Below are 13,635 nucleotides of genomic sequence, written 5' to 3'. Positions count from 1 at the left end.
TATCGTGAATATTTACTCATCGGGATTTTCTCCGGTCCACAAGCTTCTCAGCCGGCATATTTTCTTTCAAAAACTCCCAGAGCTCATCCGGGGTCACATTAGCCTGGTCATCCGGGAACAGAAAAGCCTGGCGCGGGGAGATGAAAAAGTAGATACACCCGTCCACCCGGTAAGCCATAAAAAGATTCGCCCACTTCACCCGCAGCGTACCGCCCTCCCCGGTAGGGGTTACGATCGAGATCCCTTCCGCGGCATCGGTCATGGTAACCGTGTACACATGCTTCGGCGGCTCCAGCTTCATCTTCCTGGCCTGCGAGTTCACAGAAAAATAAAACGTCCCAAAATAAACCACCGGAAGGATAACGCCGATCCCCAAAAGTACATTCCCCAGCAGCACCGCCTGCTCCACACGCCCGTTCATAACATAACAGATACAGGCAAACACCAACATAATCCCCATAAAAATCACAGGGGAACGGTACCGCTTCTGCCGAGTGATCGTATCAAAGATCGCAAACTTACGAAAGGTTTTCGTATCAATCCTGGAAGAAATCGTAATAACATCAGGTCTCATGCCAATTCTCCTTTGAAATAAAATATTACTTAATCATATCGTATAGTTAGAAAAACAGCAAGAGTTTTCTTCCCATAAACCAGTTGATTACCCCCATCCCCCCACCCTCAGCCAGCCATATCCTACCGGGAAGCACTCATAACAGTTCAGCCCAATTTCTCACCCAAGGGAGCGGCGGGGCGGAGGGAAGCTATCGGAGGCGTCGAAGCCCATCGGTACTTAGGCGCGGTATTTCACGCGCCTTACGTACCGCTATGCGCTTCACCGAGCGAAAGCGACCTCCGAAAGCTTCCCTCCGCCCCGCCGCTCCCGTTGCGACAAATCCCTCCCGCGCTGAACTGTTATGCATTATACCTACATCCACAGCCCCGCCTGCCGCACTGCCACATTCCGCCGCGCCTCCTCATCTTCCGGTTCCAGAGGCAGGCTTTCATACAGCTTGATCAGCTCAGGGATTCCCAGCCGGTATCCGGCAAAGGGCATAAAGGAAGCACGGGCCGGGAAGGCGTCAAAGTGCATGACATCCGGCGGATAGGGCCAGGCGTTTTTATCCAGCAGATAAGGCAGGATAAAGTCGATGGCCCTGCGGATATTCCTTCCGTCTGTGTCTGTGTAGTCCCAGAGATCGTCCTCCGGGGTGGAGAGTACATGGCAGATAGTTACTAAATTGTCCACAACGAAGATGGAATAGTTGTAGGGCTTGGTGCGGGCCAGCTCCCGGGGGAAGGACCCGTCAGGCTCCATCTGGCGGATCAGGACTTTTTTGTAATGTTCCCGGCAGAAACCGGCGATCAGCTCATTGTCTGTAAACAGGGAGAATACGGCGGCCTGCATAAAAAAACAGATGCTGTGATTGTTGTCGGTGTTCATCTCCTCAATCCCGTTGGCACTGGTCAGCATCCAGCCCAGATATTGGGAAAACCAGAGACGAAGTCCGGTCTCTATGTCATCCGTCATGGCACTGCTGTTTTTCAAAGCTTGCACTGCAAAGGGGATATCCGCAAGGTGGATGGTGTCGATGATGCCGATGCCCCGTCCATCGCAGATTCCGGGGATGGCCTGGGCGTAGGACAGGTGCGGGGCCATACGGGTGTCAGGATCCAGGAAAAACTCCTTCAGGATCTGCACTGCGCGCGCCGCATACCGTTCGTTTTCAGTAAGCTTCCAGGCTGCTGCCAGACAGGATGAGAGGGTGCGCATCCGGCGCAGCAGCATCCTGTGGGAATTAAAATTGTCCGGGTTGGTCTCCCCGTCCCTGCGGATGAAGGGAAGACCATCGGGGGAGTCGGGATCAGGCCACCAGTAATCCCCGTTGGAGCAGTAATCGTGTATGGTTCCCGGGCTGCCCGGACAGACCGCATCAGTTATGTGCGGGATGGGGGCTGTCAAATACTCCTCAGCCTGGGAGAGCAGATGAGCTTTGCCAGCCAGGGAGAGCGCCGGGATACCGGGCGCTTCCAGTGAGCGGAGACTGGACACTCCTGCCGTCGGGACACAGGATGCTTCCGGCATCGGGATGGGAATCAGATAAGTCTTTGGATAAAATATCATAGCTGGGCACCTCGCATTCTTTTATGTTCTGTTGTAATTCCAGTCTACCGCGGCCTGTCAGAAAATCCAATAAACAAAAGAACGGAACCATGGACATTTTTAAAAATGGTGCCGATTCTAAAAATTGCCAATGATTTTAAAAATTGCTCATGTACAGGGAGCTGATTTTTCGATAAGATAGAAGACAGGGGAAGGGGAGATGTCAGTGAAAAACCGTTCGAAGGTATATCTGCGTATGTTCTTGTCATATGTAGGTATTTTTTTAGTCCCGGTATTGCTGGGAACTGTGATCTATGGCTATACATTCCGCAATGTGCGCCGTCAGGCGGAAAAAATGAATACGAATCTGCTGGTCATGGTGCAGAAGGATCTGGATAAGGAGATTGACAATATCCAGAAAATATCTGCCAGGATGGCCATGGATACCAGCGTCCAGCTGGCAAGCAAGGTGAGGGGGGATTTTGGCAAGGACGACCAGATGACCCTCTATTACCTGTTCAATGATCTGCAGGCAATCGCCATGTCGGAGGATTTTATAAAGGATATCTTTGTGTATTTTAATAATACCCAGAAGGTGTCCTGTGTCAACGGCAATATGTCTGCCGAAATGTATTACAGCCTGTACTATGACAGTGATGTGACCTCCTTTGAGGAGTTTAAGGCTTATATGGGGGAATCCCATTATAATGATATGCTGCCGGTCCATCGGAAGTCCGGCGGGGATGTGCTGATCTTTACCATGACGATCCTGGACTCTGCCATCGGGGAGCGTTCGGCTACGATTGGGGTCGCTGTAGACTATGAGACGGTCCGTCAAAGGCTGTCCGCCATGACCTGGGATGAAACCATGGATATCCAGGTGATCGGAGACCGGGGGACCGAGATCTCTGCCAATCCTGAGATCTCCAGACAGTATGGGCTGGAATACGGGAATCTGCCGGAGGGGAGCTTCATGGAGACGGACCGTGCGGGCAATTCCATGCTGGTGACAGTCATAGGATCGGATAAGACCGCGTGGAAATATGTCGCGGTCACGCCGACGGCCCTCATAGAGAAAGACGCCAGGGAGATCCAGAATGTGGCGGTGCTGGGGCTGTTCCTCTGTATCATAGCCGGAGTGGGCATCTCCGGTTATCTGACCAGGAAGAATTACAACCCGGTAAAAATGCTTCTCGAGACCATGAAAAAGCATGGACACCGGGAGATCGGTGAGAATGAGAATGAATACCAGTGGCTGAACCGCCAGATTAATCAGTTCTTTCAGGAGCAGGTAAATACGGAGCGGCTTTTGTCGGCAAACCGGAAAAGCCTGAAACATTATTATCTGATCCGGCTTCTCCAGGATTATTATAACGGTAAGCCCATGGAGCCTTACGGGATCAATCTGAAGCTGGATTACAATGTGGTGATCCTGTTTGAGCCGGAGATCCGCAGGGAAAGCATGGAAGAAAATGCGCTGCAGAAATTTGTGATCACCAACATATTTGAGGAGTTATGTTTAAACTACGCCAATGTGGAGATGGTGGAGGTCGGAGAGCGGGTGGCGGCTGTGGTCAACCTGCCGTCCCAGGATGCCCAGCATATGCAGATGCTCAAAGAGATGGCAGAAAACCTACAGCAGATGGCGGAGGATTCCTTTGATTTTTCCATTAAGGTCATGGCCGGATCCATATGCAGAGGTCTGGATGGTATCCATGTGTCCTATCAGCAGGCCTGGGATATGAGGGAATATTTAAGCATTCTGGACACCAGCCTGATCCTTTACGACGAGGTGAAGAATATCCAGCCGGAATATGATTATCCGGTGGAACTGGAGGAAAAGATCATCAACGCGATCCGGGTGGGAGACAGCAGACAGGCAGGACAGACCATGCGCCAGGTGTTCGACATGAATCTGACGGGGAAGGTTTCGGCCAATATATACCGCTGCCTGGTCTATGATATGATCGGGACTCTTTTAAAAGGCGCCAATCAGGGAGGATACCGGGAAGCGGCGGCGGAGTTAGACTTCCCGGACCAGTCCAAGGCTTATCTTCCGGTGGAGGAGGTCAAGCGGCAGTTTGAGAACCTGCTCAACCAGATCTGTAAAAAGGTCCTGGAGCTTCAGAAGGAGACCAGCCGCGACCGGACCCTGAGCAGGAAGGTTCAGGAGTATATCGACGGGCATTATATGGATCCGGATTTAAACATTTCCATCACAAGCCAGTATTTTGACATGACGCCGGCCTATCTTTCTTCTATATATAAGAAGCAGACCGGAGGAAGCCTGTTGGATTATATCAATACGGTGCGGATCGAACACGCGGCGCAGTTTTTGACAGAAGGAAAGAGCGTGGTGGAGGTAGCGGAACTGGCGGGATTTCGGGACAGTGGGACCTTTATCCGGGCATTTAAGAAGAAAAAAGGCATCACACCGGGACAATTAAAAAAGAAAATTTAAGATTTGAGTATTGACTTAAAAAAATGCAAATGAAATTTGGGTTTTTGCCGATGGAGTTTGCATTTTTTCTATATCTTTCTGACTTTGCGCAGTGCTATGATGAGGGCACAGACGACGGACGGCCGGGTCGGGAATTTGCACTTTAAAATCGTATAGGAAAGGGAGTACTTAAACATGAAAAAAAGAGCCATATCCGTATTACTGACAGCAGCCATGACAGCCGGGATGCTGGCAGGCTGCGGCGGAGGTAGCCAGACGGCAGAGACAAAAGCCCCCACAACCGCGGCGGAAAAAACAGCCGGAACGGAAGCGGAGGGAGCGCAGAACGCAGGGGAGTTTTCTTATCCCATGGCGGCGGGGGACCAGCTTCAGTACTGGTGCGAGCTGACTACCACGGTATCAGCCAATTATGCAAACCTGGGGGATTCTCCATTTGGAAAAGGCTGGATGGAGCGGACCGGAGTGGATATCCAGTTCCTGCATCCGCCCACAGGGCAGCTTAAAGAGCAGTTCAGCCTGATCCTGGCGGACGGCAACCTGCCGGATCTGATGGAGTACAACTGGGTGGTGGATTATCCGGGCGGACCGGAAAAGGCGATCAAGGACGGCGTGATCCTTCCATTAAATGATATCATCGACCAGCACTGCCCGAATCTGAAGGCATACCTGGAGGCCAATCCGGAGATCGACCGTATGATCAAAACGGATGACGGCAACTACTATGCGTTCCCATTTATCCGCGGAGATGAGAGGCTTTTAAACACCATCGGGCTGATGCTGCGGAAGGACTGGCTGGATGAGCTGGGCCTGGAGGTGCCGACCACCATGGATGAATGGCATACGGTCCTCACCGCATTTAAGGAGAAAAAGGGCGCTGCCGCTCCGTACACCTTTGAGTATACCAATAACCAGTATCTGACCTCTGACCCGTTTGCCTATGCTTACGGGACGAACCGTTCTTTCTATGTGGGAAGCGACGGAAAAGTGCATTTTGGCGCCACTGAGGAGGGGTATAAGGAATTTTTGACTACTATGGCGCAGTGGTATGGAGAGGGGCTGATCGACCCGGATCTGGCAACTCTTAAAAATGACCAGGTCAGCGCCAAGATGACCAATGGGCTTGCAGGCGCATCCATGGGCCAGGCGGGAAGCCGCATGGGTACCTGGACCGCAGCAGCCCAGGCTACCACTCCTTCCTTTAAGCTGGTTGCGGCTCCGCCGCCAAGCCTTGTAAAAGGGGAGAAGGCAGAATTCGGCCAGATCGAGAACCCCTACTCCGGCCGTGCAAGCGTTGCGATCACCACCTCCTGCGAGGATGTGGAGCGGGCCGCCAGGCTGATGGACTATGCTTACGGCGAGGAAGGCCATATGTATTTCAACTTTGGTATCGAGGGTGAGTCTTATACCATGGTGGACGGTTATCCCACCTACACGGACCAGATCATGAAGAATCCGGACGGACTGCCCATATCCCAGGCCATGTCCGCCTATATCCGCGGCAATTACAATGGTCCGTTTGTCCAGGATGTGCGTTATCTGGAGCAGTATTACACCTTGGATGAGCAGAAAGAGACTCCGGTTGTCTGGGGTGATTCCAACGGCAAGGCGCACCTGCTTCCGCCGATCACGCCAACCTCTGAGGAGAGCAAGGAATTCTCCACCATCATGAATGAGATCAATACGTACCGTGACGAGATGACGCTCAAATTCATGTTTGGCACAGAGAGCCTTGATAATTTTGACACATATGTTAAGAACATCGAGAATATGGGACTGGCCCGCGCGCTGGAGATCCAGAATGCGGCCCTGGATCGTTATAATTCAAGATAGGCCGAAGGCAAGGGGACTGTTGGGAGCAACAGTCCCTTCTGAATAAGAGAAAAGGAGCAAACCAGTATGAAGTTAAGCTATCGCCTGAAAAAGGACTGGAGCCGGAACCGCTCGCTGTATCTTTTGATGCTTCCGGTCCTTCTGTTTTACATCCTGTTCCACTATAAGCCGATGTACGGCGCGATCATTGCCTTTAAGGAATACACTCCGGCGCTGGGCGTCGCAAAAAGCCCGTGGGTGGGACTGGAGAATTTTACAAGATTTTTCAACAGTGTGTATTTTGGAAGGCTCATCAAGAATACGATCCTGCTAAGCCTGTACAATCTGATCCTGGGATTTCCGGCGCCGATCATCCTCGCCCTTCTGCTCAATGAAGTGAGGAATAAGAAGTTTAAGAGCCTGACGCAGACCGTGACCTACCTGCCGCACTTTATTTCGCTGATTGTTGTGACTGGTATGCTGACGGATTTTGGTATGACAAATGGACTGTTTAATGATGTGATCGAGATGTTCGGAGGCAGCCGGGCGCCGCTTTTGCAGGACCCGAAGCTGTACCGTTCCATCTATGTGTTTTCCAGCATCTGGCAGGAGGTTGGGTGGGGTTCCATCATCTATCTGTCCGCTCTTGCCGGCGTGGACAGCCAGCTCTATGAGGCGGCGCAGATCGACGGCGCGGGAAAATGGAAGCAGCTCATTCATGTGACGCTTCCGGCTATCGCACCGACCATCATCATCATGTTCATTTTAAAGACCGGCTCCCTTATGAATATGGGATATGAAAAGACGATCCTTTTGTACAATGCTTCCACCTATGAGACTGCGGATATCATATCCTCCTATATTTACCGGATCGGCCTTTTAGAGCAGGACTGGAGCTATTCCACGGCGATCGGATTGTTTAACTCGGTGATCAACTTCGGGCTTCTTTTATTTACCAACAAGATGTCCAGACGTTACAGCGAGACCAGCTTATGGTAAGGAGGATGGGAACGTGAAAGTAAAAAGATCGAGAGGGGAGCGGGTGTTCTCCGTATTCAATTACATATTCCTGTCGGTGGTCATCGCCGTCTGCCTGTATCCGGTGTGGTATGTGGCGGTGGCGTCGTTCAGTGACAGCAATCTTTTAACGCAGCATGTGGGCCTTTTATTTAAGCCCATCGGCATGAGCTTTGAGGCATACAAAAAGGTGTTTCAGAACCCCATGATCGGGCGGGGGTATTTAAATACCCTGTTTATCCTGGTGGTGGGCGTATTCCTGGATATCATCATGACGTCCCTGGGAGCCTATTTTTTGTCCAGAAAGCGGGTCATGTTCAAGCGCCCGGTGATGATGCTGATCGTGTTCACCATGTTTTTTTCCGGAGGTATGATCCCGTTTTATTTGAATTTAAAGGATCTGCATCTGACCAACAGCCTGTGGGGGCTGATCATCCCGTTTATGGTGAGCACCTATAACCTGATCATCCTCCGCACCTCCTTTGAGAGCATTCCGGAGAGCCTGATTGAGGCGGCGCAGATCGACGGCGCGGGCCATATCACGATCCTCATGCAGATCGTGCTGCCCCTTTCCAAGGCGATCCTGGCGGTTATGGTCCTGTATTACGGCGTGAGCATCTGGAACTCCTGGTTCTGGGCCTCCGCCATCATCCGCACCAGGGAAATGTACCCGTTACAGGTCATTCTCCGGGAGATCCTGATGCAGAATGATGTGAGCTCCATGACTACAGGCAGCAGCGCCATGGATACGGAGGCGATCGGCATGACCATCAAGTATGCCACGATCATGGTGGCGACCGTTCCGATCCTGTGTGTCTATCCGTTTTTGCAGAAGCATTTTACAAAAGGCACCATGGTCGGGGCCGTGAAGGAGTAAAGGAGGACAGGATGAAAGAGAAGCTGCAGGATATTTACGATAAACTGAATCATAAGCTGTTTTCGGAATGCGGGCGGCTGGGGGAGCGGATTCCCTATATTGCGGAGGAGGGAAGCTATCAAAAGGATATGCGGGAGGTCAATCCGTTCTGGTGGACCAACGGCTTCTGGGCCGGGATGCTCTGGCAGATGTACCACAGCACGGGCCATGAGACATACCGGAGCACAGCAGAATACTCGGAGGAAGCCTTTGACCGGGCTCTTGCCGGGTATGTGGGGCTTCACCACGACGTGGGCTTCCAGTTCCTGCACACGGCGGTTGCGGATTACCGTCTGACGGGAAATGAAGCCTCGAAGGTGCGCGGGCTTCACGCGGCAAACCTGCTGGCCGGCAGGTACAATCCGGCGGGAGAATACATCCGGGCATGGAACCTGGATAAGCCGGGCTGGATGATCGTGGACTGCCTGATGAACATCCCGCTCCTTTACTGGGCCGGTAAGGAACTGGGAGATCCCCGTTACGCGGATATCGCCGACCGTCACGCCCATACGGCGATCCGTGTGCTGCAGCGGGAGGACGGTTCCTGCAATCATATCGCCATCTTTGACCCGGCCACCGGCGAGCTTTTGGAGTGTCCGGGGGGCCAGGGATACGGGCCGGGATCCTCCTGGTCGCGGGGGCAGGCGTGGGCTGTCTACGGATTCGCCCTTGCGTTTTTACACACAGGCCGAAAGGAGTATCTGGATGCGGCGAAACGGGCCGCCCACTATTTCCTTGCCAATATCGCCCTGACCGGTTACGTGCCTCTTACGGATTTCAGGGCGCCGGGGGAACCGGTGAGTGTGGACACCACGGCGGGCGCCTGTGCGGCCTGCGGCCTTTTGCAGATCGCGGAGATGGTGCCGGAGCTTGAGAAAAGATTGTATTATGACAGCGCAGAGAGGATGCTCATGGAACTGGCGGAGCATCACTGTGACTGGAATCCGGAAACTGACGGGATCCTCCAGAACGGAACCGTGGCATACGGGCGGGAAGGGGAGACCCATGTGCCGATCATCTACGGAGATTATTTCCTGACGGAGGGGATTTTAAGGCTGGCAGGCAAAGCCTTTATGATCTGGTGATCCGGCAGGGGAGAAAGAACTGAAAATAAATCGATGTCAGGAGTGTTTATATGAAAAGATTGACAGAGGCGAAGGAGTCGGTGCTGAGCATCAAGTATTACCCGGACGGTCAGGCGCTCAAGGAAAATCCGCCCAGGTTTACCTGGGTCCCGTCCAGCAGCGAGGATCTGCATTACCGTCTCCAGGTTTCATCGTCTGAGGAGTTTAAAGTTGAGGAGACGGAGGAGTTTCGGAACCTGCCCTTTAACTTTTTTGCGCCGGACTGCGTGATGGAGCCGGGAACCTATTACTGGAGATACAGCCTGGACGAGGATGAGGAGTGCAGCTTCAGCCGGGCGCGCAGGTTTGTGATCGGGGAGGATGCTCTGGAAACTCCGCTGCCGTCCCGTGAGGATCGTTTTGCTCATGTGGATATGGGGCATCCGCGGATCTGGCTGAACCGGGAGCGGATCGAAGGGTTCAGGAAGGAGTTGGAGCGTGACCGGGATTACTGTGGGTTTGACGTTTTTTACCGCCGGTCCGTGCTGGAATACCGTGACAAAGAGTTCGTGAGCGAGCCGCTGCCTTATCCCGGCGGCAAGCGGGTGATCCCGCTGTGGCGGCAGAATTATATGGACTGCCAGACCGGGCTCTGCCATATCCGGGCGCTGGCTGTGGCTGGTGTGGTCTTGGGGGATGAGGCGCTGATATCCCAGGCAAAGGAAGGGCTGCTGGCAATGGCAGCCTGGGACACAGACGGCCCCACAAAGCGGGATTACAATGATGAATGCGCGTTTCGCGTAGCGTATGCGCTGGCATTTGGCTACGACTGGTTATATGATGCGCTGAGCGAAGAGCAGCGTGCATTTGTGCGGGAACGGCTGTTTATCCGTACTAAGCAGGTGGCGGACCACATCATTGTCAGGACCAGGATCCATTATTCCCTGTATGACAGCCATGCCGTGCGCTCCCTGTCCTCGGTCATCATTCCGTGCTGTATCGTCCTTCTGGGGGAATATGAGGAGGCCCGGCAGTGGCTTGATTACGCCATAGACTATCTGAATGTGGTCTATACTCCCTGGGGCGGGGAGGATGGAGGCTGGGCGGAGGGCGCGGCCTATTGGACTACGGCGATGGCTTTTGTGACGGAGGCCATGAACACTTTAAAGAGCTTTACAGGGATGGATCTGTATCAACGGCCGTTTTTCAAAAAGACCGGGGATTTTCCCCTGTACTGCAATCCGGTGGACACTTACCGGGCCAGCTTCTGCGACCAGTCCAACCTGGGGGATTATCCGGGACACAAGGTCGCCTTCAATATCCGTCAGTTTGCGGGAGCCACCGGCAATGGGGATTATCAGTGGTATTATGAGCAGGTGATGGCGCGGGAGCCGGAGATCAGCCAGGAATTCTACAACAAAGGCTGGTGGGATTTTTATTTTGATGATATGGTATACCGCTATGATTACCGGGACTGCCGTCCCTGCGCGCAGGCTGAGCCGCTTAGGGCCGCCTGGTTTCGGGATGTGGGCTGGGTGGCGATAAACAGGGATTTAAAGGAGTTTGAGAACCATATCTTTTTCCTGACGAAGAGCAGTCCTTACGGCAGCGTCAGCCACAGCCATGGGGACCAGAATACGTTTGTACTGTTTGCCTTCGGGGAGCCGCTCATCATCCAGAGCGGGTATTACGTTGGGTTCAATTCCTCCATGCACCGCGACTGGCGCAGGCAGACGAAATCGCAGAATACGATCCTGATCAACGGGCAGGGACAGTATGCAGGTATGGATAAGGTGCTGCAGCTGAAAGCCTCCGGCTGCGTGGAGGCCGTGGAGGAGAGGCAGGACTGCGTCTATATCCGGGAGAATGCAACAAACGCTTACCTGGAACAGGTTCCCGATCTGGAAAACTATACGCGGGAGATCTATTTTATCAATGAGACCTGCTTTGTGATGGTGGATACGGTGGAGACAGGGAGCGATTCTTCGGTTGACTGGCTGCTCCACAGCCTTACGCCCTTTGAGCTGAAAGGGGAAACGTTTTTTGTGCGAAGAGAGCGGGCGGAGCTGGAGGGACGGATCGTCTACTGTTCTTCAGGGATCGAACAGATCAGCCAGTCGGACGAGTTTTCAGGAGTGGACCCGGCGGAGCTTACAGGGCTGGAAAAGCAGTATCATCTCGATGTTAAGACAGGGAAGGCTGTGCGGCATAAGCTGGTGTCGCTTTTGATCCCCCAGAAGCCGGGAAATGAAACTCTGGTCAATGTGATCAAGGACGATCAGGGGATGGATATCTATTTTTATTTTGACTGCGACGGGGCTTCGTTTTCGCTTAAAGTAGATGGGAGCCGGAAGCATTGAGTGGCTGCGGACAGCATGACAGAAGGAATGAATGAGATGCTGAATGAGAGGATGGATGACAGAATGGATAAATGGAAGAATCGCAGGCCTGCGGCGCGGGCGGATGTGGCGGAGATCCTGTTAGATATGATACGGCCGCTGAAGGGGTTTTACAGTCCGGGGCACAGCTTTTTGAAGGTGGGAAACACCGGGGCACATTACGGAGATCGGCCCGCATGGATGGAAGGCTTTGCCCGTGTCATGTGGGGGCTGGGGCCGCTGTGGGCCGGGGACAACCGGGATCTGCCGGAGCGTCTGCGCCGGGAGGCGGATGAGTGGCTTATCTTTTACCGGGAGGGGATCATTCACGGGACGGATCCGGGTCACGAGGAATACTGGGGGGATGTGGTGGATTTTGACCAGAAGATGGTGGAGATGGCTTCCCTTGTGACTGGTATCAGCCTGGCTCCCGCCAAACTGTGGGAACCGCTTACAGAACAGCAGAAGGAACATCTCTACCGTTGGCTGGATCAGATCAATGACCATAAGGTGCACGCCAACAACTGGAGATTTTTCCGCATTCTGGTGAACATGACGTTTGATCTGCTGGATCTTTCCTGGTCGGAGGAAAACATGGCGGACGATATGGCGGTCATTGAGGGCTGCTACACTGGGGATGGCTGGTATTACGACGGCAATCCGGGACAGGTGGATTATTATATCCCGTTTGCCATGCATTTTTACGGACTGATCTATGGAAAGCTTATGGAGAAAAAGGACCCGGAGCGCAGTAAGGTGTTTAAGGAGCGGTCGGCTGCGTTTTCCAGAGATTTTATCTACTGGTTTTCCGGCGACGGAAGAGAGCTCCCTTATGGCAGGAGCCTGACCTACCGGTTCGCCCATGGAGCGTTTTTTTCCGCCATGGGGTTTGCAGAGGTGGAGGGAGTCGGATATGGGATTATGAAGCATCTGGCCCTGGCAAATCTGGGGCAGTGGCTGAAACGGCCGGTTTTTGACAACGGAGGGGTGCTGACCATCGGTTACGGCTATCCGAACCTGTTTATGAGCGAACGGTACAACGCGCCGGGATCGCCCTACTGGGCGTTCAAGACCTTCCTGATGCTGGCAATGCCGGAGGATCATCCGTTCTGGCTGGCAAAGGAGGAGATATTCCCATATGAGGAGAAAAAGCTGTTGTCCCATCCACATATGCTGATCACCCACGACAGCCATGACCATGTGCTGGCTTATCCGGCGGGGCAGCACTGCAAAAATCATGGCTGCTGTCCGGAAAAATACGAGAAATTTGTCTACTCCAACCAGTTTGGCTTCAGCGTGTCACGGGGATTTGGGCTGGCGGAGGGGGCGTTTGACAATACCCTTGCGGTTTCCTTAGCAGGCCAGGACCGCTACCAGATGCGCTATGGTGCGGATCATTTTGAAGTGGGGGAGGATGAGGTGAAGCTTGCATACAGCCTGATGCCGGGGGTTCGGGTGATTAGCCGGATCATACCCAAAGGTGCCTGGCATGTGAGGGTCCATGAGATCTGCACGGAGCATGAGATTGACGTGGCAGACAGCGGCTTCGCGATCGCTGTGGAATCCGGGAAGTATGGCAGAAGCTGCGTTGAAGAGGGCCCTGGTGCAGCGTCCGCTGTTTTTGCATGGGGCGTCAGCCGGGTGGTGAGCTTAAGCGGCGGTGCGGGGCGGGTGGTGGATGCATTTCCCAACACCAACCTGTTTGAGCCGCTGACCGTCATACCGGCTATCTGCCACAGGCTTGAGCCGGGAACCCACAGGCTCGTTACCTGCGTGATGGCAGACAGTTCGGAGGAGGCGGTCCGGCTGAGTATGCAGGTTCCGGAATTGTAAGTGTGGAGTACCCGTATGAATAAGCTGTTTGGCATGGAGGGTAAAATCAATCA

The 13,635-nt window shown here is 53.4% G+C and carries 9 protein-coding genes; 7 read left to right on the top strand and 2 right to left on the bottom strand.

Annotated features, from left to right (window positions below; genetic code table 11):
- Positions 1–16: 16 nt before the first annotated feature.
- Both AB1I67_RS21155 and AB1I67_RS21150 read right to left on the bottom strand, forming a co-directional pair.
- A complete protein-coding gene (locus AB1I67_RS21155; RefSeq protein ID WP_367032246.1) occupies positions 17–574 on the bottom strand; it encodes a YcxB family protein in 558 nt (185 codons plus the stop codon).
- A 354-nt stretch (positions 575–928) separates the two neighbouring features.
- Positions 929–2,125 carry an alginate lyase family protein gene (locus tag AB1I67_RS21150; RefSeq protein ID WP_367032245.1) on the bottom strand — a complete coding sequence of 399 codons (1,197 nt, stop codon included), beginning with the start codon at positions 2,123–2,125 and terminating at the stop codon, positions 929–931.
- Positions 2,126–2,324: 199 nt separating this feature from the next.
- Here AB1I67_RS21150 and AB1I67_RS21145 point away from each other — a divergent pair, with 199 nt between their 5' ends.
- The 7 genes from AB1I67_RS21145 to AB1I67_RS21115 all read left to right on the top strand — a co-directional run bounded on the left by AB1I67_RS21145 (position 2,325) and on the right by AB1I67_RS21115 (position 13,582).
- The gene (locus AB1I67_RS21145; protein ID WP_367032243.1) at positions 2,325–4,565 is read left to right on the top strand and encodes a helix-turn-helix domain-containing protein; all 2,241 of its coding nucleotides are present in this window, start codon (positions 2,325–2,327) and stop codon (positions 4,563–4,565) included.
- Positions 4,566–4,739: 174 nt separating this feature from the next.
- Positions 4,740–6,395, top strand: a complete 1,656-nt coding sequence (locus AB1I67_RS21140) for an extracellular solute-binding protein (RefSeq protein WP_367032242.1) — start codon at positions 4,740–4,742, stop codon at positions 6,393–6,395.
- 66 nt (positions 6,396–6,461) lie between these two features.
- Positions 6,462–7,373 carry an ABC transporter permease subunit gene (locus AB1I67_RS21135; RefSeq protein WP_367032241.1) on the top strand — a complete coding sequence of 304 codons (912 nt, stop codon included), beginning with the start codon at positions 6,462–6,464 and terminating at the stop codon, positions 7,371–7,373.
- A 13-nt stretch (positions 7,374–7,386) separates the two neighbouring features.
- Positions 7,387–8,268, top strand: a complete 882-nt coding sequence (locus AB1I67_RS21130; RefSeq protein ID WP_367032240.1) for a carbohydrate ABC transporter permease — start codon at positions 7,387–7,389, stop codon at positions 8,266–8,268.
- An 11-nt stretch (positions 8,269–8,279) separates the two neighbouring features.
- Positions 8,280–9,392: a glycoside hydrolase family 88 protein gene (locus AB1I67_RS21125; protein WP_367032239.1), complete on the top strand. Its 1,113-nt coding sequence runs from the start codon at positions 8,280–8,282 to the stop codon at positions 9,390–9,392.
- A gap of 50 nt (positions 9,393–9,442) precedes the next feature.
- A complete protein-coding gene (locus tag AB1I67_RS21120) occupies positions 9,443–11,731 on the top strand; it encodes a DUF4962 domain-containing protein (protein ID WP_367032237.1) in 2,289 nt (762 codons plus the stop codon).
- Positions 11,732–13,582, top strand: coding sequence for a DUF2264 domain-containing protein (locus AB1I67_RS21115; protein ID WP_367032235.1), 1,851 nt, complete (start codon positions 11,732–11,734; stop codon positions 13,580–13,582).
- Positions 13,583–13,635 lie beyond the last annotated feature (53 nt).

Origin of the sequence: Clostridium sp. AN503 (assembly GCF_040719375.1) — a bacterium.
GTDB lineage: Bacteria > Bacillota > Clostridia > Lachnospirales > Lachnospiraceae > Brotaphodocola.
Note: the sequence above shows the minus strand (reverse complement) of the source record. Positions and strands in the feature narration are given on the sequence as shown.